At 64.4% G+C, this 24,985-nt stretch carries 23 protein-coding genes and 1 pseudogene; 10 read left to right on the top strand and 14 right to left on the bottom strand.

The genetic code is table 11. The features are described from left to right. The first annotated feature begins 9 nt into the window (after positions 1–9). Together ACSFA3_RS02055 and ACSFA3_RS02050 are read left to right on the top strand one after the other, a co-directional pair. Complete coding sequence (locus ACSFA3_RS02055) at positions 10–993, top strand: Bug family tripartite tricarboxylate transporter substrate binding protein (protein WP_435503742.1); 984 nt, start codon at positions 10–12, stop codon at positions 991–993. 59 nt (positions 994–1,052) lie between these two features. Continuing rightward, a pseudogene (locus ACSFA3_RS02050) lies at positions 1,053–3,210 on the top strand (alpha/beta hydrolase domain-containing protein). Positions 3,211–3,320: 110 nt separating this feature from the next. Here the strand turns inward: ACSFA3_RS02050 and ACSFA3_RS02045 are convergent. Further along, positions 3,321–4,667: an MFS transporter gene (locus ACSFA3_RS02045; protein WP_435503741.1), complete on the bottom strand. Its 1,347-nt coding sequence runs from the start codon at positions 4,665–4,667 to the stop codon at positions 3,321–3,323. A gap of 156 nt (positions 4,668–4,823) precedes the next feature. Between ACSFA3_RS02045 and cyoA the strand changes: the two genes are divergently transcribed. The 7 genes from cyoA to ACSFA3_RS02010 are packed head-to-tail and all read left to right on the top strand — an operon-like array spanning position 4,824 to position 11,688. Beyond that, positions 4,824–5,849 (top strand): ubiquinol oxidase subunit II, encoded by a 1,026-nt coding sequence (cyoA, locus tag ACSFA3_RS02040; RefSeq protein WP_435503740.1) that lies wholly within the window; start codon positions 4,824–4,826, stop codon positions 5,847–5,849. Positions 5,850–5,851: 2 nt separating this feature from the next. Continuing rightward, a complete protein-coding gene (gene cyoB, locus ACSFA3_RS02035) occupies positions 5,852–7,855 on the top strand; it encodes a cytochrome o ubiquinol oxidase subunit I (RefSeq protein ID WP_435503739.1) in 2,004 nt (667 codons plus the stop codon). Continuing rightward, positions 7,848–8,516, top strand: a complete 669-nt coding sequence (gene cyoC / locus ACSFA3_RS02030) for a cytochrome o ubiquinol oxidase subunit III (RefSeq protein WP_435503738.1) — start codon at positions 7,848–7,850, stop codon at positions 8,514–8,516. The genes cyoB and cyoC overlap by 8 nt, the downstream gene beginning before the upstream one ends. Further along, entirely contained in the window at positions 8,513–8,953 is a 441-nt protein-coding gene (gene cyoD, locus ACSFA3_RS02025; RefSeq protein ID WP_435503737.1) for a cytochrome o ubiquinol oxidase subunit IV, read from the top strand. The genes cyoC and cyoD overlap by 4 nt, the downstream gene beginning before the upstream one ends. Positions 8,954–8,979: 26 nt before the next feature. Further along, positions 8,980–9,810: an SURF1 family protein gene (locus ACSFA3_RS02020; RefSeq protein WP_435503736.1), complete on the top strand. Its 831-nt coding sequence runs from the start codon at positions 8,980–8,982 to the stop codon at positions 9,808–9,810. Next, the gene (locus ACSFA3_RS02015; protein ID WP_435504929.1) at positions 9,794–11,110 is read left to right on the top strand and encodes an ATP-binding protein; all 1,317 of its coding nucleotides are present in this window, start codon (positions 9,794–9,796) and stop codon (positions 11,108–11,110) included. Before ACSFA3_RS02020 ends, ACSFA3_RS02015 begins: the two co-directional genes overlap by 17 nt. A 38-nt stretch (positions 11,111–11,148) precedes the next feature. After that, entirely contained in the window at positions 11,149–11,688 is a 540-nt protein-coding gene (locus ACSFA3_RS02010; protein WP_435503735.1) for a response regulator transcription factor, read from the top strand. 16 nt (positions 11,689–11,704) lie between these two features. Here the strand turns inward: ACSFA3_RS02010 and ACSFA3_RS02005 are convergent, their stop codons facing one another. The 13 genes from ACSFA3_RS02005 to lexA all read right to left on the bottom strand — a co-directional run bounded on the left by ACSFA3_RS02005 (position 11,705) and on the right by lexA (position 23,910). Continuing rightward, the gene (locus ACSFA3_RS02005) at positions 11,705–12,406 is read right to left on the bottom strand and encodes a glutathione binding-like protein (protein ID WP_435503734.1); all 702 of its coding nucleotides are present in this window, start codon (positions 12,404–12,406) and stop codon (positions 11,705–11,707) included. A gap of 36 nt (positions 12,407–12,442) precedes the next feature. Further along, positions 12,443–12,799: a chaperone modulator CbpM gene (locus ACSFA3_RS02000; RefSeq protein WP_435503733.1), complete on the bottom strand. Its 357-nt coding sequence runs from the start codon at positions 12,797–12,799 to the stop codon at positions 12,443–12,445. 4 nt (positions 12,800–12,803) lie between these two features. Continuing rightward, positions 12,804–13,793, bottom strand: coding sequence for a DnaJ C-terminal domain-containing protein (locus tag ACSFA3_RS01995; protein ID WP_435503732.1), 990 nt, complete (start codon positions 13,791–13,793; stop codon positions 12,804–12,806). Positions 13,794–13,797: 4 nt separating this feature from the next. Next, positions 13,798–14,469 (bottom strand): histidine phosphatase family protein, encoded by a 672-nt coding sequence (locus tag ACSFA3_RS01990; RefSeq protein ID WP_435503731.1) that lies wholly within the window; start codon positions 14,467–14,469, stop codon positions 13,798–13,800. A gap of 2 nt (positions 14,470–14,471) precedes the next feature. Continuing rightward, on the bottom strand, positions 14,472–15,113 hold the full coding sequence (locus tag ACSFA3_RS01985; protein WP_435503730.1) for a CDP-alcohol phosphatidyltransferase family protein: 642 nt from the start codon (positions 15,111–15,113) through the stop codon (positions 14,472–14,474). 86 nt (positions 15,114–15,199) lie between these two features. Further along, complete coding sequence (locus ACSFA3_RS01980) at positions 15,200–16,621, bottom strand: diguanylate cyclase domain-containing protein (protein WP_435503729.1); 1,422 nt, start codon at positions 16,619–16,621, stop codon at positions 15,200–15,202. Continuing rightward, positions 16,618–18,012: a GTPase/DUF3482 domain-containing protein gene (locus ACSFA3_RS01975; protein ID WP_435503728.1), complete on the bottom strand. Its 1,395-nt coding sequence runs from the start codon at positions 18,010–18,012 to the stop codon at positions 16,618–16,620. The genes ACSFA3_RS01980 and ACSFA3_RS01975 overlap by 4 nt, the downstream gene beginning before the upstream one ends. Next, positions 18,009–19,451, bottom strand: coding sequence for a DUF2868 domain-containing protein (locus ACSFA3_RS01970; protein WP_435503727.1), 1,443 nt, complete (start codon positions 19,449–19,451; stop codon positions 18,009–18,011). The genes ACSFA3_RS01975 and ACSFA3_RS01970 overlap by 4 nt, the downstream gene beginning before the upstream one ends. A 148-nt stretch (positions 19,452–19,599) precedes the next feature. Next, positions 19,600–19,779, bottom strand: coding sequence for a hypothetical protein (locus ACSFA3_RS01965; protein ID WP_435503726.1), 180 nt, complete (start codon positions 19,777–19,779; stop codon positions 19,600–19,602). Positions 19,780–19,791: 12 nt separating this feature from the next. After that, positions 19,792–21,477: an ABC transporter ATP-binding protein gene (locus tag ACSFA3_RS01960; RefSeq protein ID WP_435503725.1), complete on the bottom strand. Its 1,686-nt coding sequence runs from the start codon at positions 21,475–21,477 to the stop codon at positions 19,792–19,794. A 169-nt stretch (positions 21,478–21,646) separates the two neighbouring features. Next, positions 21,647–22,654: a D-2-hydroxyacid dehydrogenase family protein gene (locus tag ACSFA3_RS01955; protein WP_435503724.1), complete on the bottom strand. Its 1,008-nt coding sequence runs from the start codon at positions 22,652–22,654 to the stop codon at positions 21,647–21,649. Between the two features lie 70 nt (positions 22,655–22,724). Further along, entirely contained in the window at positions 22,725–23,123 is a 399-nt protein-coding gene (locus ACSFA3_RS01950; protein WP_435503723.1) for a hypothetical protein, read from the bottom strand. A gap of 112 nt (positions 23,124–23,235) precedes the next feature. Next, positions 23,236–23,910 (bottom strand): transcriptional repressor LexA, encoded by a 675-nt coding sequence (lexA, locus tag ACSFA3_RS01945; RefSeq protein ID WP_435503722.1) that lies wholly within the window; start codon positions 23,908–23,910, stop codon positions 23,236–23,238. Positions 23,911–23,982: 72 nt separating this feature from the next. Here lexA and ACSFA3_RS01940 point away from each other — a divergent pair, with 72 nt between their 5' ends. Beyond that, on the top strand, positions 23,983–24,984 hold the full coding sequence (locus tag ACSFA3_RS01940; RefSeq protein WP_435503721.1) for an asparaginase: 1,002 nt from the start codon (positions 23,983–23,985) through the stop codon (positions 24,982–24,984). Position 24,985 lies beyond the last annotated feature (1 nt).

Raw genomic sequence — 24,985 nt, 5'->3', positions numbered from 1 at the left:
ACAACAACCATGCAGCGCTTCCGTTTCTTTGTCCTTTCCGCCGCAGCGGCAACTGTCGCATCCGCATCGATGATGCCGATGCTGGCACAGGCCCAGGTCTTTCCGGAGAAGGCCATCACCTTCGTCGTCCCTTTCGCGGCCGGAACGGCGACCGACCAGATCGCCCGCGCCATCGGCAACGCCATCACGGCCGAAACCAAGCAGCCGGTGATCATTGACAACAAGGCCGGCGCCAGCGGTTTCATCGCCTCGCAGAACGTGGCCAAGGCGCCGGCCGACGGCTACACCGTGCTCATCACGACCAATACCACGCACGCCGCGAACGAGCATCTGTTCAAGAAACTGCCGTACGACCCGGTGAAGGATTACGTGCCGATCACCGCGCTCGGCAAGGGTGGCCAGATCATGGTCGTGAGCCCGACGTTTCCGGCCAAGACGGTGATGGAATTCGTCGCGCTGGCGAAGCAGCAACCGGGCAAGTACAGCTTCGGCAGCGGCAGCTCCTCCAGCCGCATGGCCGGCGAATTGCTGCAGCAGATGGCGGACATCAAGCTGCTGCACGTTCCGTACAAGAGCAACACGCTGGCCGTCACCGACCTGCTCGGCAACCAGATCGACATGATGATCACCGACACCGCGACCGGTCTGCCGCAGGTGAAGGCCGGCAAGCTGCGGGCCATCGGCGTGTCGGGCGCCACGCGTTCGCCGCTTGCGCCCGAGGTGCCGACGATCGCGGAAGCCGGCGTGAAGGGCTACGAGATGGGGTACTGGTTCGCGGCCTATGCGCCTGCGAAGACGCCGCCTGCCGTCGTCAAACGTCTCAACGAATTGATGGTGAAAGCCGCGCGTAGCGAGACGGCCAGGGTGGCCTTCTACGAGCCGACCGGCACCGAAGTCTTCACGACGTCGCCCGAGGAAATGGCGATATTCCAGGGCGGCGAGTCTTTGAAATGGGGCCGCATCGTGAAGGCAGCGGGGATCGAGGCGGAGTAACCGCTTTCGAATCCAGACAGATCAATAAGCAGGAGACAGAAATGAAGAATTGCAATGAAATGCGCGCATCGCGCAGGTGGAGCCGCGCGAGTCTTGCGGCTGGGTTCGCGGCAGTCGCACTGACCGCGTGCGGCGGAAGCGATCACGACGATGCAGCCACTCCCGTTCCGACGACGCCCGTCGCCGTGACGCCGCAGCTGAAGCTCACGATCACGGCGACGACCGATTTTCCCGGCACCTTCGGCGCCGTCGGTGCGTACGAGCAGGTCAGCGGCACGCTGTCCGGCGAGGTCGATCCGAAAGACGCGCACAACGCGATCATCCAGGACCTCGAACTCGCTCCGGTGAACGCGCGCGGCATGGTCGAGTACAGCGCCGATTTCACAATGCTCAAGCCCAAGGACATGAGCAAGGCGAGCGGCGTGCTGCGCTATGACGCGCCGAATCGCGGCAACATCCTCACCGCGCCCAACCTCGCTGCCAATCCCGGCGACGCGGTCTATTTCGAGCGCGGTTTCGTCTGGCTGTTTTCGGCGTGGCAAGGCGATGTGCCCAAGAGTTCGGCGCAGCGCCTGACGGTGACCGTACCGGTCGCGAAGAACAGGGACGGTTCGTCGATCACCGGCCCGTACACGGCCGAGCTGCTGACCGGTGCCGCATCGCCGTCGCTCACGCTGCCGGGCGGCGTGTTCAACGCGACCATGATTCCCTACGCACCCGAAAGTCTCGACAACACCAAGTCCGGCTACCTGCTGACGCGCAGGGTCAACGAGTCCGATCCTCGCATCCCGATCGCTCCGTCCGACTGGAAGTTCGCCAGCTGCAACGCGACCGACAAGCCGTTTCCCGGCACCGCCGATCCGGCGTCCGTATGCCTGAAAGGCGGATTCCAGCCCAACACGCTCTACGAAGTGAGCTACGTCGCGAAGGATCCCCGCGTGATGGGCGTCGGCCTCGCCGCGCTTCGCGACACGGTCGACTTCTTCAGGAACGCGAAGGCCGATACGGCCGGCACACCGAATCCTTTGGCGGGACGGATCACCGCGACGATCGGGCAGGGCACTTCCCAATCGGGCAATGCGCTCAAGACTTTCCTGCATCTGGGCTTCAACCAGACCTTGGCCGGCGGAAAGGTGTTCGACGGCATGTACCACCCACGTGGCCGCACGCCAGACAAACATCAACACGCGCTTCGCCGTGCCGGGCGGCGGCGGTGGACTGCGTACCGATCACCGTGCCTTCGGCCAGACCGCGCCGCGCGGCCTCGCAGCCGGCTACCGGGACGATGTCGCGGGCCGCACCGGCGGCGTCATGGCGCGCTGCCAGGCCACGACCACCTGCCCGAAATACTTCCTGGGTCTGTCGGGTACCGAGTTCTGGCAGTTGCAGGGCTCGCCGGTTCTCACCGACGCCTGGGGCTTCACCGACCTGACGCAGCCGTCCAACGCACGTGTCTATTACTACGCTGCGACGCAACACGGCGGCGGTACGGGCAGCCTGGAAACCGGAATCGCCTACACGCCGGCGGCAGCCGTTTACCCGCGCGGCAACATGGTCGATTTCGCCGATACCTTCCGCGCCCTGTTCGTCCAGCTGACCGACTGGGTCACGGTCGACAGGCCGCCGTCGCCGAGCCAGACGCCGAAGCTCGCCGACGGCTCGCTGGTGCGTCCCGAGCAGTTGCGGTTTCCGGTGATGAAGGGAAACAGTTTCCCGAGCAGCGGTGGCGTCGCGTTGCCGGATTTCAGCTACAGGGGGCTCTATAACGACTTTGCGTTGCTCGACTTCGGACCGCTCTACAAGCCGCAGGACGAATCCGGAATCGCAACTATCCTGCCGCCCGCCAACCTCGGCCGCAGCTACGCGATCCTGGTGCCGAACGTAGACGCCTCGACCGGCTTGCCGACCGCCGGAATCCGCAATGTCGACGTGCAGGCGCCGCTCGGTACCAGCATCGAGTTCAACTATGTCTCGACGCCGGGAATCGTCGATCTGGTCAACCTCACCGGTTCGTACATTCCCTTTCATAAGACAGAAGCGGCGCGGCTGGCTTCCGGCGATGCGCGGCCATCGCTCGAATCGCTGTACGGCACGCAGGCCGGTTACGTTTCGGCGGTAACGACTGCGGCAAATGCGCTGGTCTCCCAGGGATTCCTGCTGCGCGCCGATGCCGACCGCCGGATCGCCAGAGCGCAATCGACGACGGTTCTCCCGTGAATGCTGCCGGTCCAGACCGGCGGCAATGAAATTACGAAATGACCAAATGACGAAATGAGAAAAGCCCGCCAGACGCAAGCCTGGCGGGCTTTTTCAATACACCGAAGCGACTAGTCGCGCGCTTCGAGCCGGCGATTGATCGTCAGGGCGATCAGCGTCGCGGCACAACCCGACAGCAGATAGGCGCTCATGTAGCCGAGGCCGAAATGCGCGGACAGTCCCAGCGCGGTCAGCGGCGCAAAAGCGGCGCCGATCAGCCAGGCCACGTCGGCCGTCAGCGCGGCGCCGGTGTAGCGGTATTTGCCGGAGAAGTTCGAGGTCACCGTACCGGATGCCTGGCCGTACGAAAGGCCCAGCAGCACGAAGCCGACCAGGATAAACGTGTCCTGGCCCACTGCGCCGCCGTCGAGCAGCTTCGGCGCGAACAGGCTGAAGATGCCGATGAGCACGGCCAGAACGCCCAGTGTATTGCGGCGTCCGAACTTGTCGGCGATGGCGCCCGAAGCGATCGTTCCGACGGCCGCAAGGCAGGCGCCGATGATCTGCACCACGAGGAACTCGCTGATCGACTGATCCGAATACAACGTGATCCACGAGAGGGGGAAGATCGTCACGAGGTGGAACAGCGCATAGCTTGCCAGGGCTGCAAACGCTCCGATCAGGATGTTGCCACCCTGTGCGCGGCTGATCTCGATGAAGCCGGTCGGCTCCAGCTCGCGCTCGTCCAGAAGCTTCGAATACGCCGTTGCGGCGACGAGACGCAAGCGCGCGAAAAGCGCCACCACGTTGATCGCGAATGCAACGTAGAACGGATAGCGCCATCCCCACGAAAGGAAGTCTTCGCTCGTCAGGCTAGAGACGAGGTAGGCGAAAAGCGAGGCGGCGATGATGAAGCCGAGCGGCGCGCCGAGCTGGCCGAGCATCGCGTACCAGCCGCGGCGACCCTTGGGTGCATTCAGCGCCAACAGCGACGGCAGGCCGTCCCAGGAACCGCCGAGCGCGATGCCCTGGAGGACGCGGAAGACTGCCAGAAGCACGATCGACGCAATGCCCAGGCTTGCATAACCGGGCAGGAAAGCGATGACCGCCGTCGAGGTGCCGAGAAGGAAGAGCGCGGTCGACAGTTTTGCCTCGCGTCCGTATCGCCGCTGTATCGCCATGGATATGGCGGTGCCGAACGGACGTGCAATGAACGCCAGCGAGAAAATCGCGAACGAGTAGAGCGTGCCCTGGAGCCTGTCGGCGAAAGGAAAGAAGATGCTCGGGAACACGAGCGCCGAGGCGATTCCGTAAACGAAAAAGTCGAAATATTCGGAAGCGCGACCGATGATCACGCCGACGGCGATTTCGCCGGGATTGACCTGTGCATGGTCGTCGGCGCCGACGGCTTTGCCGAGTTCGCTGCCGGGCGTCTGGTCGCTGCTGTGCTGACCGATGTTGGACGTGGACGTCGTCATTGAGGGTACGGAATTTCCGGTAAGGTTGCGGCTGAGCCGTGAGCGTCTCACCAATGGGTTTTTTTTGCCATAGGACAAAACGTCCACTGCCAATTTTCTCCCATCCGCCGTAAATTCGCTCCCATCCCGCGCTCACATGCGCTCAATCTTTCCGGCATGCTCCACCTAAAGAAACTCCGCGGTCTGTTGCTGCTACCTGCTTTCCTGCTGGCAGGCTGCAACACCGTGTTGATGAATCCTTCTGGCGATATCGCCAATCAGCAGGGGCGTCTCATCGTCATTTCGACGGTGCTGATGCTCATCATCATCATCCCGGTGATTGCGCTGACTGTCTACTTTGCCTGGCGATACCGCCACTACAGCAAGGAAGCGAAAGCCGAATACGCTCCCAACTGGGACCATTCGACGCTGCTCGAGCTCGCGATCTGGGCGGCGCCGCTGCTGATCATCATCGCCCTCGGCGCGGTGACCTGGATCAGCACGCACACGCTCGACCCTTACCGTGCGCTGAGCCGGATCGATGCCAAGCGTCCGATTCCGCCGAACACGCAGCCGCTGGTCGTCGAAGTGGTCGCGCTGGACTGGAAGTGGCTCTTCATCTACCCTGAGCAGGGGATTGCTCTGGTGAACGAGCTGGCCGCACCGGTCGATCGCCCGATCCAGTTCAAGATCACGTCGACCACGGTGATGAATTCCTTCTTCATCCCGGCGCTCGCAGGCCAGATCTACGCGATGCCCGGCATGGAGACGAAGCTGCACGCGGTGATCAACGAGCCCGGCGTGTTCGACGGTTTCTCGGCGAACTACAGCGGCGCGGGCTTCTCCGGCATGCGCTTCAAGTTCCACGGCATGTCGAACGACGACTTCGGTCGCTGGGTCGCCCGCACCAAGGCAGGCGGCGGCATGCTCGATCGCCCGACCTACACGAATCTGGAAAAACCGAGTGAGCGCGTACCGGTTCAGCGCTTCGCCACGGTGGCTCCCGACCTCTACGACGCCATCCTCAACCGATGTGTCGACAGCAGCAAGATGTGCATGAAGGACATGATGGCCATCGATGCGAACGGCGGCCTCGGCCGGCCCGGCGCCTACAACGTCACCGCGAAACCGTGGCGTCCTGACAACAACAACGAATCCTCGACGCGCACTTATGTCGCGGCGATGTGCACTCCACGAGATTGATCATGCTCGACCGAATCGATTTGACGAAGCTGCTCTTCGGGCGCCTGACATGGGATGCGATTCCCCTGCACGACCCGATCCTGCTGATGACTTTCATTGCCGTGGTGCTTGGCGGCACGGCAGTCGTCGCCGGCCTGACCTACTTCAAGGTGTGGGGCACCCTGTGGCGCGACTGGATCACCAGCATCGACCACAAGAAGATCGGCATCATGTACATCATCCTGGGCCTGGTGATGCTGCTGCGCGGCTTTGCCGACGCCATCATGATGCGGGCGCATCAGGCGTTTGCCTTCGGGGACAACGCCGGCTTCCTGCCGCCGCACCACTACGACCAGATCTTCACTGCCCACGGCGTGATCATGATCTTCTTCGTCGCGATGCCGCTGGTGACCGGTCTCATGAACTTCGTGGTGCCGCTGCAGATCGGAGCGCGCGACGTTGCGTTTCCGTTCCTGAACAACTTCAGCTTCTGGATGACGACCTTCGGCGCCGGCCTCGTGATGGCTTCGCTATTCGTCGGTGAATTCGCACGCACGGGCTGGCTGGCGTATCCGCCGCTGTCAGGCATTGCCTTCAGTCCGGACGTGGGGGTGGATTACTACATCTGGTCGCTGCAGATAGCGGGCGTCGGAACCTTGCTGTCGGGCATCAATCTGCTCGCCACCATCGTGAAGATGCGCGCACCCGGCATGACCATGATGAAGATGCCGATCTTCACCTGGACCGCTCTCTGCACCAACGTGCTGATTGTTGCCGCCTTCCCGGTTCTGACCGCCGTGCTCGGCCTGCTGTCGCTCGACCGCTACGTCGGCACGAACTTCTTCACGAACGATCTTGGCGGCAACTCCATGATGTACGTGAACCTGATCTGGATCTGGGGTCACCCTGAGGTCTACATCCTGATCCTGCCGGCTTTCGGCATCTTCTCGGAAGTGGTTTCGACCTTCTCCAGCAAGCGCCTGTTCGGTTACGCGTCGATGGTCTACGCCACGGTCGTGATCACGATCCTCTCCTACCTTGTCTGGCTGCATCACTTCTTCACGATGGGCTCCGGCGCGAGCGTGAATTCGTTCTTCGGCATCACGACGATGATCATCTCGATCCCGACCGGGGCGAAGATCTTCAACTGGCTGTTCACCATGTACAAGGGCCGCATCCGCTACGAGCTGCCCATGCTGTGGACCATCGGATTCATGATCACCTTCGTGATTGGCGGCATGACGGGCGTGCTGCTTGCCGTGCCACCGGCCGACTTCGTGCTGCACAACAGCCTGTTCCTGGTCGCCCACTTCCACAACGTGATCATCGGCGGCGTGCTGTTCGGCATGCTGGCGGGCATCACCTATTGGTTCCCGAAGGCGTTCGGCTACAAGCTCGACGAGTTCTGGGGCAAGCTGTCGTTCTGGTTCTGGATCGTCGGCTTCTGGATGGCCTTCATGCCTCTGTACGTGCTCGGCCTGATGGGCGTGACGCGTCGCATGAGCCACTTCGAGGACATGTCGCTCCAGATCTGGTTCCAGATCGCAGCCTTCGGCGCGTTCCTGATCGCCTGCGGCATTGCATGTTTCCTGATCCAGCTGGTGGTGAGCTTCATTCGCCGCGAATCGCTTCGCGACGTCACGGGCGATCCGTGGAACGGTCGTACGCTGGAATGGTCGACCTCGTCGCCGCCGCCGGCCTACAACTTCGCGTTCACGCCGCAGATCCATGACAACGACGCCTGGTCGGACATGAAGGCTCGCAACTACCAGCGTCCGCAGCAGGGTTTCCTGCCGATCCACATGCCCAAGAACACCTGGGCCGGTTTCGTGATCGCGGCGCTGTCTGCGGCATCTGCCTTCGGCCTGATCTGGCATATGTGGCTCGTGGCCGGTGGCGCATTCCTCGTGATGCTCGCCGTCATCATCGTCCATACCTTCAACTACAAGCGCGATTACTACATCTCCGCCGACGACGTCGTCTCGGTAGAGGGTGATCGCACCCGTCTCCTGGCTGCACATGTCTGAGTCCGCTGTCCTTTCCCACCCCGGCCACGCAGGTATCCCGGGACACTCCGGTGACATCAACGCGCCGGACAACCAGCGCTTCTACGTTCCCGGCGAACACCATGTAGAGAACAGCACGTTGCTGGGCTTCTGGCTCTACCTGATGAGCGACTGTCTCATCTTCGCTTGCCTGTTCGCCATCTACGGCGTGCTGGGACGCAGCTATGCGGCCGGCCCGTCCGGCGCCGATCTGTTCGACCTGAAACTGGTGGCGCTGAATACGTCGCTGCTGCTTCTGTCGTCGATCACGTACGGCTTCGCGATGCTCGAGATGCAGCGGAAGCGTCTGAAGCCGACGATGGCGTGGCTCGCGGTGACCGGCCTGCTGGGCGCGGGCTTCATCGGCCTGGAACTGTATGAGTTCGCTCACCTGATCCATGAAGGCGCCGTACCGCAACGCAGTGCTTTCCTGTCTGCGTTCTTCGTGCTCGTCGGTACGCACGGCCTGCACGTCTTCTTCGGCCTGATCTGGCTGGTGGTCCTGATGGTGCAGCTCGGCCAGGGCGGCCTGATTGCTGAAAACCGTCGGCGCCTGATGTGTCTTTCGATGTTCTGGCACTTTCTGGACGTGGTCTGGATCGGCGTCTTCACCTTCGTGTATCTGATGGGAGTGCTGCCATGAGCGCGGTTCAAGCGAACGACCACGGTCACGGCCATGGTCACGACCACGGCGGCGACCACAACGAAGGCGCAGCCCACAGCACGCTGAAGGGCTATGTCACCGGTTTCGTGCTGGCTGTGATCCTGACCGCGATCCCGTTCTGGATCGTGATGGGCAATGTGTTCGAGAAATCGAGTACGACGGCACTGGTGGTGCTCGGTTTTGCGGCCGTGCAGATCGTGGGCCACATGATCTATTTTCTGCACATGAACACCAAGTCCGAAGGCGGATGGACCATGCTGGCGCTGGTCTTCACGGTGGTTCTCGTCGTCATCACGCTCGCAGGGTCGCTGTGGGTGATGTACCACCTGAACAGCAACATGATGCCGGGCTCGATGCACGAGACGCACGGCACGATCACGCAGCCGACCGAGTCGGCGAAACCGTCCACGCCTTGACGACCGCAGCGCCGCGTAGGCGCTCCATGGCGGCTCGCATTGCGCGGCTGTTGTTCCTGCTGCTCGCGCTGGGCGCATTCATCGGTTTCGTTGCGCTCGGTACCTGGCAGGTCGAGCGCCGTACGTGGAAGCTTGCACTGATCGAGCGCGTAACGCAGCGCGTGATCGGCGCTCCCGCAGTGCTTCCCGGTCGCGATCGCTGGTCTCGGATCGATGCCGCCGAAGACGAATACCGTCGCGTACGGCTGAACGGCGTTTTCCTGAACGATCGCGAGACGCTGGTCCAGGCGAGCACCGATTACGGCAGCGGTTTCTGGGTCATGACGCCGATGCAGCTGTCGGACGGCAGCATCGTGCTGGTAAATCGCGGCTTCGTTTCTCCTGAAAAGCGGGTCCGGAGCAGCCGCAACGACGGCTCTTCGGAGCCCCGGACGCCACGCGACGTCGTCGGCCTGCTTCGTCTGACCCAACCGGGCGGCAGCTTTCTCCGGCACAACGATCCGGCCGCCGAGCGCTGGTACTCGCGCGACGTCCAGGCGATCGCGCAGGCGCGCGGACTGGCGGAGGTCGCGCCGTATTTCGTCGACGCTCAGGCGAATGCGCAATCCGGCGCCAGATACACAGCCGGTGGTGGCGGCAATGCCGGTGAAATCATCCCCGGTACCATTCCGTCACGCTGGCCCGTCGCCGGACTCACCGTGATCGATTTCCACAACAACCATCTCGCCTACGCCATCACCTGGTACGCACTCGCGCTGATGATCGCGCTGGCGGTCGGGTATGTGCTTCGCGAGGAGCGGCGCGATCGGCGTTCGCGGGCTGCTGCTGGCCAGCCAGGCCATGCCGACATCGATTGAAACCCGGCGCGACGACGCGACCGGGCTGGACAACCTGCAGCAGCTGATCCAGCTGCGCTGGATCGCCGTCGTCGGGCAGATCGTCACCATCGAAGTGGTGCACTACGGCTTCCAGATCCGGCTTCCGCTGGACCAGATGCTCGCGATCATCGGCTGCCTGGTGCTGTTCAACCTGCTCAGCCTGTGGCGCTGGCGCACCGGTCGCGAAGTGACCAACACCGAGCTGTTCGTCACCTTGCTGGTCGATGTCGGCATGCTGACCCTGCAGCTCTACCTGAGCGGTGGCGTCACCAATCCTTTCGTCTACCTGTTCCTGCTGCAGGTGATCCTGAGCGCGGTGCTGCTGGAAAGCTGGTCGAGCACGGTGATGGTGGTGGTGACCACGACCTGTCTCGCCATACTTGCGCTGTTCTCGCGTCCGCTGTCGTTGCCGCTCGATCACGCGCGTGGATTGGCCAGCCCCTATATCCAGGGAATGGTCGTGTGCTTCGCGCTCAACGCGGCACTGCTGCTGATCTTCATCACGCGCATCAATGGAAACCTGCGCGCGCGAGATGCCCGGCTGGCCGGTTTGCGACAGCGTGCGGCCGAAGAAGAACATATCGTTCGAATGGGCCTGCTCGCATCGGGCGCCGCGCATGAGCTCGGTACGCCGCTCGCAACGCTTTCCGTCATCCTGGGCGACTGGCGACGCATGCCCGAATTCAGCGCCAACCCCGATCTTTTGCAGGAAGTGGGGGAGATGCAGGTCCAGCTGCAGCGATGCAAGGCGATCGTCAGCGGCATTCTTCTGTCGGCGGGAGAGGCGCGTGGCGAGTCGTCGGCTGCGACGACCGTCGTCACTTTCCTGGACGAACTGGCGGCCGAGTGGCGCGCGACGCGGCAGGTCCTTTCGTTCAGCTACACCAATCATTTCGGCGACGATCTGCCGATGGTGTCCGACTCGGCCATCAAGCAGACCGTCTGCAACGTCCTGGACAACGCGCTGGAAGCTTCGCCGTACCGCGTGGAACTCCAGGTGACGCGCGTCGACGAGTCGATGGTGCTCACGGTGACCGATGACGGCCCTGGCTTTGCGCCGGCCATGCTGGCGCAGCTCGGCAAGCCGTATCAGTCGAGCAAGGGGCGGCCCGGCGGCGGATTGGGCCTTTTCCTGGTGGTGAATGTGGTCCGGACGCTCGGTGGCAGCGTATCAGCAGCGAACCGGCTCGAAGGCGGCGCGGCCGTGACGATCAGGCTGCCGCTTGCGGCCATCACTCTGGAACTCGACGAAGCCGACGAAACGGACGATTTCGATTAGGTCGACCAGATCGCGTAGATCGACTGTCCCGAATATTCATGGAAAACCAGCGCCACCTACTGATCGTCGAAGACGACGCCGCCTTTGCCCGCACGCTCGGACGTTCTTTCGAGCGGCGCGGCTACTCGGTGATGCTGGCCGCAAGCCTCGACGAAGTCGTGAAGGTTCTCGCGTCGTCGCCGTCACCGAGCTACGCCGTTGTCGACCTGAAGCTCAGTGGCGAGGCCTCGGGCCTGGCCTGCGTCCAGGTGCTGAACGCGCATGACCCCGAAATGCTGATCGTCGTGCTGACCGGCTTCGCCAGCATCGCGACCGCTGTCGAGGCGATCAAGCTGGGCGCGAGCCATTACCTGGCGAAACCTTCGAATACGGACGACATCGAAGCGGCTTTCGGCCGCGCCGAAGGCTCGATCGAGGTGGAACTGACCAATCGCTCGACCTCGATCAAGACGCTCGAATGGGAGCGCATCCACGAAATGCTGGCCGAAACCGGCTTCAACATCTCCGAGACAGCGCGCCGGCTCGGCATGCACCGGCGGACGCTTGCGCGAAAGCTCGGCAAGCAGCAGGTCAAGTAACTGGTCAGGTAAGTTGTCAGGTGGAAGGAATCGTCAGGCCGCGTTGCACCGCAGGGCGGGCGACGAACGCTTCCAGCACGCGCTTGACTTCCTTAAAATTCTCGAAGCCGACCAGCTCGCCGGCTTCATAGAACCCGATCAGGTTGCGCACCCACGGAAAGATCGCAATGTCGGCGATGGAGTAGTCGTCGCCCATGATCCAGGCGCGGCCTGCGAGGCGCCGATCAAGCACGCCGAGCAGGCGCTTCGTCTCGTCGACATAACGGTCGCGGGGCCGCTTGTCTTCGTAATCCTTGCCGGCGAATTTGTTGAAGAACCCGAGCTGGCCGAACATCGGGCCGATGCCGCCCATCTGGAACATCAGCCACTGAATGGTTTCGTAGCGTCCGGCTGCATCGGTCGGCATGAACTTGCCGGTTTTCTCCGCCAGATAGATCAGGATCGCGCCGGATTCGAACAGCGCCAGCGGCTTGCCGCCCGGGCCGTCGGGGTCGAGGATCGCCGGAATCTTGTTGTTCGGGCTGACCGACAGAAACTCCGGCGTCATCTGGTCCTGCTTGTCGAAAGCGACGCGGTGCGGCTCGTACGGCAGCCCGCATTCCTCCAGCATGATCGCGGCCTTCACGCCGTTCGGCGTCGGCAGCGAGTACAGCTGCAATTGCTCGGGATGCTTGGCTGGCCACTTCTTCGTGACTGGAAAGGTGGAGATGTCGGTCATGGTTCGGTGCGTTGGTTTGTAAAGAATCGGCGGAGATCAGATGTCGTCCAGCCCGCGCGTGCGCAAGACGGCGCGCAGGTGCCGCACCTCACGCTGCAGGTCGAGGATCAACGCGGCGGCATCGAGCCCGACACCGAAATCGCGCTGCAGCCGTCGTGCTTCAAGTGCGCGCTGCAGGTCGGCGCTCTGGAAACGCCAGCTGTCGGGCTGCGCTTCGCGTCGCGAAACCTCGACGATGCCGACATCGACCAGTTGCGCGACCCATTCGATTTCGGCACCGCACGCGTGTGCGATCTCGTCGGCGGCCAGCGGATGTGCCGCGCTCAACGCAGTCACCGTGGTCGAAAAGGAACCGGACGAGACGGTCGATGTGATTCTGGAAAGACGGGCCATGTCATCACACTCCCAGATGGCGGCGCGGGTTGAAGGAAGACGCCGATTTCGCGAGCTGCTCATAGGCTTCGCGGACGGCATCGCTATCGGCGGGCGGAAGGGCGATGTCGAGCAGAAGGTACACGTCGCCGGCTGTCGGATTGCCGGGGAAGCCGCGACCCTTGAGCCTCAGCTTCATGCCGTTGCGTGCCTTCGCCGGCACGGTGACTTCGACCGTGCCGCCGCCCGGAACCGGCACTTCGACCTGCGCGCCGAGCGCGGCCTCGGTTGGCGTGACCGGCAGCGTCAGATAGATGTCTCGGCCTTCGATGCGGTAGAGCTTGTGCGGTGCGATACGGACTTCGAGATACAGGTCGCCCGGCGCCTCGCCACCATGGCCGGGCATGCCTTGCTTCGCGAGCCGGATGAACTGGCCGGGATGCACGCCGGCCGGGATCTTCACGCTCAGCGTGCGCGTCTTCCAGTCGGGTTCGCCGTTGGCGCCGGTCTCCATGGCGCGCAGGGAAATCTCGCGCTCCGATCCGTTGAGCGCGTCTTCCAGCGAAATCTCGATGGCCGCGTGATGGTCCTCGCCGCGGGCGCGATGGTTCTGGCGCGCAGCACTGCGGTGTTCGGACTCGCCGAAGAGAGAGGAGAAGAAGTCGCTGAAATCCGCCTGGTCGGCCGGGCCGGCCCGATTCGCGGAACCCGGTGCGCCACGGGCGCCGCGGTGGAATTCATAGCCTTCATCCCAGCCTGGCGGCGGCCGGAAGTCGCCGTCCGGCGAACCGCCGCGCGCGACGCGGTCTGCAAGTGCGTCGTAGGCAGCGCGCTTTTCCTTGTCGCGCAATACGTCGTTGGCTTCGTTCACATCGCGCATCTTCACTTCGGCATCGGCTTCCTTGCTGACGTCCGGATGGTACTTGCGCGCCAGCTTGCGGTAGGCCTTGCGCACATCGTCTTCGGTGGCGCTGCGCTCGACGCCAAGTACCTTGTAGTAGTCCTTGAAGTCCACGGCGTCAGGCCAGCGCCGCAGCGTCGCTGGTACGTGCGAGCAGCGGGTCGATTCGCCAGATCGTCTGGCCTAGCTTTTCGATGCGCCGGAATCTCAGCGGCTGCGCGTTGCCGAGCACGTCGGGTTCGATCGTCACGCCGAGCAGCGCTGCCAGCACGTAGAGCGTGCCGCCATGTGCCACGACGAGAACCGGCGCCGGCGTGGCGTCGAGCGCCAGGGTCAGCGCCGCGCGCTTGCGGTCGACGAACTGGGCCAGCGTCTCGCCGCCATCGGGCGAGCAGGCCCAATCGAGATTGACCGACGAGGTGCCGATCAGCGCGCCGAAGTGGCGCTCGCGCAGGTCGTCGCGTGCGGTGGGAACCAGTCGCAGTCCGGTCGCCACGGCATTTGCCGTGTCGAATGCGCGACGCGCGTCGCTGCAGACGATGGTTCGGATCGGCTCGCCGGCCAGGCGCTCCGCGGCCCTGGCGGCCTGCTGCAGTCCGAGTTCGCTCAGCGGCTCGTCGACATCCTGGAAGATTCGTGAAGCATTTCGGCCGGTCTGGCCGTGCCGCAGGAAATAGAAGTGGTCGCAGGACGGCACGATCGGCTGTGCCGATGCAAGCCGGACGAGTTCGTCGAAGCCGGCGGGATGCTTCTGCGTGAAGTGCGGAGGCTGGATTGTTTGATCGGTCATGGTCAGAACTTCGGAATGCGGAGCGTCTTGCTGATCATCAGCGTACCGGACAAACCGAACATCAGCGACAGCGGATGCAGCGTCCACGGTCCGATCGCGAGGGCGCCGCCCCAGACCGCATCGCCCAGCCGGCCTTGCCAGGCCGCGATCGCCAGTACGCCGACGAGCACGACGCTGGTCGGAATCGGCGTGCCTTCGAAGAACCTGACCTTATCCGCGCCTTCGGACAGCGCCTCGGCGGTGACGTTGTAGCGCGCCAGCCGGCTCACGCCGCAGCCGACGAAGTAGATCAGGATCGCGCAGTCCCAGCCGCCGTTCAGTCCGGCTGCGAAGGCCAGTGCGGCCGGTGCGACGCCGAAGGAGATGATGTCGGCCAGGGAATCCAGTTCGCGTCCCAGAGCCGAATGTGTCTGGCGCCAGCGCGCGATGCGTCCGTCGAACACGTCGAAGATGAACGCGGCCGGTGCGAGCGCGGCGGCCCAGAGGAAGTGCGTGAGCGACTGGCTCGCCATGTAGGCCATCGCGAGGAAGACGCCGCCGACGCCGCAGGCCGCATTGCCGAGGGTGAAGACGTCGGCCAGATGGAAGCCGCGAATCATCGAGAAGTGCTTGCGTACCGGCGCGCCGGAGTTCGGAAGAGGCATTTGGAAGATCCTGGAAATGTTGTCCTGACATTAGCGCAATCGCGCAGGTGCTCTTGTAGGCACAGACAGGCACAGTCCGCAGCCGGTCAGCACCTCAAGGCTGCGCGATTGCCGCCTTCCTTCTTCGCGGTGTACATGGCTTCGTCGGCATGGCGGATGAGTTGCTTGTAGTCGTCGCCGTGCTGCGGATAGAGCGCAATGCCGATGCTCGGCGAGACGCGCAGCGGCTGGTCGGCCGGCTCGGCCAGAAGGAACGGCGTGCTCAGTGCGAGGCGGATGTCCTCGGCAATGGCGAGCGGGTCGGCAGCGGCCACGCGGTCCTCGATCAGAACCAGGAATTCGTCGCCGCCGATGCGTCCGACGACGCCCGCGCTGCCGACGCATTCGCGCAGCCGACGCGCGGTCTCCTGCAGCAGCAGATCACCGGTCGCATGGCCGAACCGGTCGTTCACCTGCTTGAACATGTCCAGGTCGAGATACATCACGGCGAGGCGCGCGCCGTCCGTGCGTGCGAGAACCAGTGCCGCCTGCAGGCGGTCGTGCACCAGCGCGCGGCTCGGGAGGTCGGTGAGCGGATCGTGGCGCGCGATGTGGCGCAGCCAGGCGTCGCGCTGCTTGCGCTCGATGGCGGTCGCGATCTGCGTCGAGACGAACTGCAGCAGTTCGAGATCCTTGGTGGTGTAGCGCACATCGCCGGAGTAGCTCTGCACCACCAGTGCGCCGATGGTGGATCTGGTGGTGCGCAGCGGCACGCCGAGCCAATCCTGCGCATTCAGGCCGACATCGAATTTCACGGCGGCCGGCAACGCGATTTCGGTCACGGGGTTGTCGGCGCAGATCAGCAGTGCCTGGCCGCTGCGGATGACTTCGGCGCTCAGCGTGCGCGAATCGAGCTTGCGTGGCGCCGGCGGTGCCTGGTGCGTATCGACGAAATACGGAAAGCTCAGTTCGTCGGTGGCCTCGTCGTACAGCGCCACGAAGAAATTGATCGCCGGCAGCAGCCCGCCGACGATCCCGTGGACCTGGCGAAACAGCGCCAGCAGGTCTTCGGCGTTGTGGGCGGCCTCCGAAACGGCATAGAGCGCCGCCTGGATCGACTCGGCCCGCCGCCGCTCGGTCACGTCGCGCGCAACCGCCACGCGAAGCTGCCGCGACTCCGACCAGTGCGCAGACCAGTTGATGTGGACCAGCGTGCCGTCCTTGCGCACGTAGCGGTTCTCGAAGTGCGGATGCGGCTCGCCGGCGACGATCTCGTCGACCCGGCCGAGCGTTCGCTCGCGGTCCTCGGCACACACGAAATCGATCATCGGCCGCCCGAGCATTTCTTCCTGCGTGTAGCCGAAGATGCGTCGGCCGGCGGCGCTGACGAACAGGAACACGCCATCTGCATCCACCACGCACACGGCGTCGACCATCAGCGCCATCACGCTCGAAAGAAAGTCGTCGCCCTCCGTGCTGAGTGTCGGAACGACGGCTTCGAGCGATTCGAGGTTTTCGAGAGGGATCACGGGACCGAAGCGTTGGAAAAAGCCATTGAAACACTTGTTGCTACATTGTGTACAAGTGTCATTCTCTGCGCTCCTCGTCCATTGCTCTCCCACTCGGGATGGCTTCGTGCCGGACGCAGTTCGCGAACCACGTCGGCAAGACGTGCGGCCGGCCAGCGAGAACCCGACTCCGAAGCGTCCAGCGCCAGCCGCTGCGTTGCCGCATGGCCACGGTTCTCGAGCGCACACAGCAGGTCGAGCTGCCAGGCCAGCAGCACCATCAGCACCGGATCCTCGACGCTGAGTTCGCGTACATCGCGCAACCGGTTCGCCAGTTTTCGGCCCAGCGGCCCCCAGCCCTGCATCACTGCGCCGCCGAGCGTGCCGCCCAGCGCGGCGCCGGCGCCGAGAGAAAGGCCGCCGAGGGCGACGTCCGCCATCACGCCCAGCGCTGCGCCGACCGCGGCGCCTTGTCCGAGCCGGACGCCGGCATCCTTCATGGCTTCCGGGCTGAAGAAGTCCATCGACCACCGGCCCTCCAGCGCCGGCAAGGGCGACTCGCTGGCATCGTTCTCGCGAAACCCATAGAGCGCCAGGAGATCGGAGGCGCAGCGCTGCGCCTTGTCTGCGATGGCCTGTCGAAGCGCGGCGACCGCCGGCTCCCGGCGTGCCGGATCGGCGAAGTCGCTCGCCGCGACGGTACGGCGGGTCGCTGCCGCGTCGATCAGCAGTTCGGCGATGCGCGTGCACGCGTCCCGACGACGCCCGGCAACTTCGTTGTCAAGGAAAGCCGCGATCTCGCCAAGTTCGGCGCGGCGCTCGCGCAGCAGGGTGACGAGGTCCTGGTAAAGATCGCGTTCGGCGCCGACAAACGGCGCGGCTGCATCGAAGCGCACCACGGCATGCAGGCCGTAGGCTGCCAGCAAAGCGCGCCATTCGGCCTCGCGGCTGCGCGCGTCGCGCACGAAATTGAGCACCGGCAACACCGGACGCGCGCAGGAGCCGATCAGCTCGATCTCGTCGCGGAACTTCGGCAGCACCGGCTCGCGCGCGTCGATCACGAGAAAGGCCGCATCGGCATCGAGGAGCGTCCTCAGCACCTTGGCCTCCTGCTCGAAGCTGCCGTGCGCTTCCGGGCCTTCGAGGAATCGGCGAATCCGGTCGGGAGGCGTCGACACCTGATCGATGCGCGCGATGTGTTCCCGTAGGCTGACCGCATCTTCCAGCCCCGGCGTGTCGAAGAAACGCACGGCAACACGCCCCTGAATCCGCAGATCGACACGCTCCACATGGCGCGTCGTGCCGGGGCGCTGCGATACCTCGCCGAAGTCGACACGGCGCGTGAGCGTGCGCAGAAGCGATGTCTTGCCCGCGTTGGTGTGGCCGACCACGGCGATGCGGATCGGGTTCATCGACGCCGGCCTCCGAGCGCATCGGCCAGCCGGTCGTGCGCGACGATCGGCCCCAGGCGGGTATCGGTAAGCCAGCGCTGCCAGCGGTCGCGCGCGATGCCGTCGTCCGGAGTGGCTTCGTCGCCAAGCAACCAGAGCCGGCATTCGCCGCAATGCGCAAGCAGCTCGCGCAGCAGCCTCTCGGTGCCCCGGTCGGGGCTCGACGCTGCACGGCAGGCGATCAGCAGCAGGTGGGGCCGCAGTCGGGCCGTCGTGTCGAGCAGTTCGCGGCGGCTCCGGGCGCTGCCGTCGATGTCGAGCAGCGTCGGTTCGGCGTCCGGGGGCATGGCATCCATCCAGTCCCGGAGTTCGGGCGCAGGCCAGGCGTGACCGGGCGCCAGCTCGAAGGCCGCCACGACCAGCGCGACGCCGAGCGGTCCGGCCGGACGCGGTGCCGTGCCCGTGCGGATATCCGTCGGCACGGCGCCTTCCGGGTCGACGATCTCGGTCGGCGCCATGGCGTCGAAGCGCGACAGCAGCTTCCTGTAATACGGCAGCGACAGATCCGGTCTCAACCGGCTCTCGCGCGCTTTCCATACGGCGATGCAGGCGATCAGCGCGATCACTCTCGGGACGAGACCGTAGACGGCGATGCAACCGGTCAGCCACAACGCCCAGGTTCGCTGCATCTGCGGCGCCACGACCGCGGTCGCATCCGTGGCCATTACCGCCGCCGCATCGGGCACCGGGAAGCCGAACCACGCCGGCACGCGGCCCAGCGCCTGCACGAAAGCGAGAAAGAACTGCGGATCGAGGATCGTCGTCTCCCAGCCCAGCGTGTAGCGATGGAACGCCAGCGCGAACAGAACGGCGCCGAGCACGACGACGAACGACAGCGCCCAGATCGCATGGCTTGCGATACCGAACGCCCACGGCAGGAGCCTCGCCTGCGTCAGCAGGCGCGTGGTGGCGCGCAGCATCACGGGCGCCTGCCCATGCCGACCGCCTGCGACACGTGCCGTCAGCGTCATCCAGAGCCAGCCGAGCGATACGCGCGGCACTTTCTGGAATCGCGACGGCAGCAACAGTCCGGCGAGCCAGAGCGCCATCGTGATCGCGTGGACGCCGAGCAGGCTCGACAGCGCAGCCACGACGTTGATCCGTCTTTCGGCATTTCCGGTGACGCTGCCCGCCAGCGCCAGGCCGGCTAGAACGATCGTCACCACGATGGCTGCGCCGATCCATGGGGAACCGCTGCGTGCGTGGGAGAGGGTGGTTTGCAGTCCGACGCGGTGGCCAAGCTCCGCGGCTCGCCTAGAGATCTGCGCCTCGCGGCCGGCTAGCGAGGCTGCGGTACGCATGGCGGCTGCATCGTCGAGCGGCCCGTTTTCCTCGATCAGCCTGATGGATTCGGTGATCACCGCATCGGAGAGGGCGGGCGGAGAAGAGGAGGGTTTCAAGCGTGAAATTATGCCGTTGTCAAAACGCGCGACACCGCGCCAAAGGGCACCTGAGAGCGCAAAACCATGCGCACCAACGACAACGGGGCCGCAGTTGCGGCCCCGTGGCGGGATTGAATCCGACGCTTCGCGTGCGCCAGCCGTTCGGTCAGCGCAGGCCGAAGAACGACAGCACTGCGACCACGACGACGACCAGACCGACGATATAGATGATGGAATTCACGCGTTGCTCCTCTTGTGTTGACGATGTGGCTACATTGCTCGCTCGGGCCGAAAGACCCTGTCGGCGGCTGGCGGCGTGTGCTGTAGGACTTGCCTCGTTTTCCATCATTTGGATTTGTCAAACTTCGCCGAGAAAACCCCCGCTCTGGTGGGCCCAAAGGCGCGCATAGAGCCCGTTCTGCGCCATCAGCGTCTTGTGATCGCCTTCTTCGACGATGCGGCCTTCGTCCAGCACGATCAGCCGGTCCATCGCGGCGATGGTCGAAAGCCGATGCGCGATGGCGATCACGGTCTTTCCTTCCATCAGGCGGTAGAGGCTGGCCTGGATCGCGGATTCGACCTCCGAGTCGAGCGCGCTGGTCGCCTCGTCGAGCAACAGGATCGGCGCGTCCTTCAGCATCACCCGTGCGATCGCGATCCGCTGCCGCTGGCCGCCAGACAGCTTCACGCCGCGCTCGCCGACATGCGCCTCGAAGCCGTGCCGGCCCTTCGCATCGCTCAGCGTTCGGATGAAGCCCGAGGCCTCGGCCCGCTCGGCAGCGGCTAGCACCGCGGCTTCGTCGGCATCCGGGCGGCCGTAGCTGATGTTGTCGGCGACCGAGCGGTGCATCAGCGAGGTATCTTGCGTGACCATGCCGATGTGCTTGCGCAGCGAATCCTGCGTGACGCCAGCGATGTCCTGGCCGTCGATCAGGATCTGGCCGCTTTCCAGGTCATGGAAGCGCAGCAGCAGATTGACCATCGTCGACTTGCCCGCGCCGGAGCGACCGACCAGACCGATCTTCTCGCCAGGGCGGACCGTGAAATCGAGATCGTCGATCACGCGGCGGCCGTCTTTGCCGTAGTTGAAGCTCGCATGCGAGAAGCGCACTTCGCCATGCGGCACCTGCAACGCCTTCGCGCCCGGCGCATCGATCACCGTGCGCGGCAGCGACAGCGTCTTCATGCCGTCCTGCACCGTACCGACGTTCTCGAACAGGCTCGTCATCTCCCACATGATCCAGTGCGACATGCCCTGCAGCCGCAGCGCCATGGCCGTCGCCGCGGCCACGGCGCCCACGCCGACCGACCCCTTGGACCAGAGCCACAGAGACATGCCCGCCATGCCGGCGGTCAGGCCCATGCTCAGCGTGTGATTCACGATCTCGAAGGCGCTGACCAAGCGCATCTGCGCATGCCCGGTCGCCTGGAACTCCTTCATGGCATCGCGCGCGAAGCCGGCCTCGCGCTGCGTGTGCGAGAACAGCTTGACGGTCGCGATGTTGGTATAGGCGTCGGTGATGCGCCCGGTCATCAGCGAGCGCGCATCGGCCTGCGACTTGCCGACCTTGCCGAGCCGCGGCACGAAGAACGTCAGCGCACATATATAGAGCAGCAGCCAGATCGCGAAAGGAATCATCAGCCGGGTGTCGAGCACCGCGGCCAGCACGATCATGGTCGAGACGTAGATGCCCATCGCGACCATGACGTCGGCCAGCACGAAGACGGTGTCGCGCACGGCCAGTGCCGTCTGCATCACCTTGGCCGTGATGCGGCCCGCGAATTCGTCCTGGTAGAACGCCATGCTCTGGCCGAGCATCAGCCGGTGGAAATTCCATCGCAGCCGCATCGGCAGGTTGATGGCCAGCGTCTGATGTTTGACGATGGTCTGCAGCGCCACCACCGCGATGCTGGCGACGAGTGCGACGCCGAGCCAGATCAGCGTGGTGCCGCGGTCCTGCCAGAGCTGCGCCGGAACCTGGCCGCCGAGCCAGTCGACGATCCGGCCGAGCATCGCGAAAAGCAGTGCTTCGAAGACGGACATCGCCACCGTGAGCAATGCCATCGCTGCGATGGCACCCCGGAGTCCGCGGGTGCAGGACCAGACGAAGGAAACAAATCCGGAGGGCGGCGGTGAAGGCTCGGCGATCGGGTACGGATGAAGCAGTCTCTCGAAGAAGCGGAACAAGACAGGTAATCTCTAGATGAAGCGTTCAGCGTCGAACCTGAAGCGCGCCCGGGTTCACGATGTTGGTCGGATTTCCCCTGATGAAGCTCACGACGTTGTCGAAGGCCTGGCCGAAATACGATTCGTAGCTTTCCTGCTCTACGTAACCGATGTGCGGGGTGCAGATGCAATTCTCGAGACGGAGCAGGGCGTGACCCTGGAGCGGCGGCTCGCTTTCGAAGACGTCGATCGCCGCCATGCCCGGCTTGCCGCGATTCAGCGCCGCGAGCAGGGCGTCCGGTTCGACGAGTTCGGCTCGCGACGTGTTGACGAACAGCGCGGTCGGCTTCATGCGCGAGAGATCTTCCAGCGTCACGATGCCGCGCGTTTCTTCGTTCAGACGCAGATGAACGGTGACGACGTCGGAAGCCTGGAAAAAGGCCTCGCGACTCGGCGCCACCTGAAAGCCGTCCGATCGCGCCTGTTCGCGGCTGCCTTCGCGTCCCCAGATCACCACCTGCATGCCGAAAGCCTGTCCGTAGCGCGCCACCAGTTGTCCGATACGGCCATAGCCCCAGATGCCCAGCGTCTTGCCCTTCAGTACGGTTCCGAGCCCGAAATTGGGTGGCATCGAACCCGACTTGAGGCCCGACTGCTGCCATGCGCCGTGTTTCAGGTTGCTGATGTACTGCGGCAGCCTGCGCATCGCAGCCATGATCAGCGCCCAAGTGAGCTCTGCTGGTGCGAGCGGCGAGCCGCTGCCTTCCGCAACGGCCACGCCGTGTTCGCTGCAGGCCGTCACGTCGATGTGGCCCGCGACACGACCGGTCTGCGAAATCAGTTTGAGGCGGGGAAGCTTTTCGATCAGCTGACGAGAGATCTGCGTTCTTTCGCGGATCAGCACGATCACGTCGGCGTCCTTGAGGCGGACCGAAAGCTGGCCGATGCCTTTCACGGTGTTGGTGTACACCTTCGCCGCGTAGGCATCGAGCCTGGAAGCACAGCGCAGCTTGCGCACTGCGTCCTGGTAGTCGTCGAGAATCACAATGTTCATGGCGTCCCATTGTGCCTCGTCCCGCCTCATCGCTGCCTTAGCGACAGTTCAGCGACGGCTCAGCGACGGTTCAGTGCAGAACGCGCACTCCGTGTGAGATCTCGGCTGCTTCCAGCGCCGCGAGCCGGTCGAGTTCGGCGCATACGTCGACGAGACGCCCGGACAGGATGACGCGTCCGGTTCTTCGCTGGGTCTGTCCGGCCTGATGGGCGTCGACGGTTCGCACCACGCGCAACGGTCGTGCAGCCGGTCGTCCCGCAGCCGCGACGGCCGCCGGTGCATTCGACTCGTGCGAGACGGTCTCTGCGCTGCCGGTGGCACTGCGCGCCGTGCAGGCCGGACGAACCGAGACATAGCGCAGTCCCGCCGAGCGGTCGGTCGGACCCATGTCCTTTTTCGGCATCCAGCGGCAAGCCAGCGACTGCAGCGGTGCGAGCAGGTCCACGAAAGTAAGCAAAGCGATTCCCATGCGATCTCCAAATCAGAGGTTGAACACAGGCAGGATTGCATTCACAAAGGCTGGGAGAGGGTGATGGCCACACGCCATACGCCCGCCACCTCTCGCAGCGCGTGTGCTCAGGTCACATGAGCATCGTGTTGCGGATCAGACCGACGGCAAGGCCCTCGATCTCGAACGGCTCGCCCGGCTGGACGACGATGGTCGGGTAGTCGGGATTTTCGGCATGCAGCTCGATCACCTGCTCGTTGCGTTGAAGACGCTTCACCGTGACCTCGTCGCCGAGACGTGCGACGACGATCTGGCCATTGCGCGCATCCTTGGTGGACTGCACGGCCAGCAGGTCACCGTCCATGATGCCGATGTCGCGCATCGACATGCCGCGCACCTTGAGGAGATAGTCCGGCTGGTGCTGGAACAGCGTGTTCTCCAGGTAATAGGTCTGCTCGACGTGTTCCTGCGCCAGGATGGGCGAACCGGCAGCCACGCGACCGACGAGCGGCAGGGCGAGCTGCGACATGCCGGGCAGCGAGAGCGAAAACTGGTTGTTGCGCGACTCGTTGAGCGAGCGAAGCGCGTCTCCCTTGAGGCGAATGCCTCGGGATGTGCCGCTCACGAGCTCGATCACGCCCTTGCGTGCCAGGGCTTGAAGATGTTCTTCCGCTGCATTGGCGGACTTGAAACCGAGTTCTGCCGCAATCTCGGCACGCGTCGGTGGCGCGCCGGTGCGGGCGATGGTGCTGCGGATGAGATCGAGAATCTGCTGCTGACGGGCTGTAAGCTTGACGGCGAACTGCATGGGAACTCCTTGCGCTACTGTCTGGATATCCAGTACCTGTATTTTTAACCAGTTTTCTGGAGTTTGCAAGCAATGGACAACAAAAGTGCGCGTCAGCGACGCGTCGTCGTCATCGGCACGGGTGGAACGATCGCCGGACGTGCGTCGAGCGCGCTCGACAACATCGGATACAGCGCGGCAGAAGTCGGAGTGGCCGAACTGGTCGAGGATCTCGCGCCCGACGGTGTCACGCTCCTGACCGAGCAGGTCGCCCAACTCGACAGCAAGGACATGGATTTCGGTGTGTGGCAGTCGCTTGCCGACCGCTGCGCCGAGTGGCTGGCGCTACCGGACATCGACGGCATCGTCGTCACGCACGGCACCGACACGATCGAGGAGACCGCGTACTTCCTGCAACGGGTGCTCGCGCCGGAGAAGCCGGTCGTCCTGACCTGCGCCATGCGTCCCACAACGGCACTGGCGCCGGACGGTCCGCAGAACATGCGCGACGCCGTCTGCATCGCGAGCGGCACTCCGGACCCGTCGGCGTGCGGCGTCTCCGTCGTTTGCGCCGGACGTGTTCACAGTGCGCTAGACGTGCAGAAAGTGCATACCTACCGGCTGGATGCCTTCGATTCGGGCGATGCCGGTCCGATCGGCCACATGGAGGAGGGTGCGCTGCGTCGCGTACGAGAGTGGCCCGGTGGCGACCCGGCGGGCGCAGCGCAATCTCTGGAGCGTGTCCGCGCGCTTCCGGCAGACTGCTGGCCGCGTGTCGAGATCGTCGCCAGCCACGCGGGCGCCACTGGCCGGACGATCGATGCGCTGTGCGCAAACGCGACTGCGGGAGATGCGCTCGACGGACTCGTCATCGCTGCAACCGGCAACGGAAGCATCCATCGAAGCATCGAAGCTGCGGCACTGCGCGCTCGGGAGGCTGGCGTCGCGGTGGTTCGGGCGACGAAGTGCGCGCAGGGACGAATCCTGCCGATCGCTCACGCCACCTTGCGCGACGCGGGCAACCTTTCGCCGGTGAAGGCGCGAATCTCGCTGATGCTGGAATTGATGGGACCGAACGCCCACGCTTCCCGCTGAC

It is taken from the genome of Variovorax glucosi (genome assembly GCF_051216695.1).
Classification (GTDB): Bacteria; Pseudomonadota; Gammaproteobacteria; order Burkholderiales; family Burkholderiaceae_C; genus Variovorax.
The sequence above is the reverse complement of the archived record's forward strand: the minus strand, read 5'-3'. Positions and strand labels throughout refer to the sequence as shown.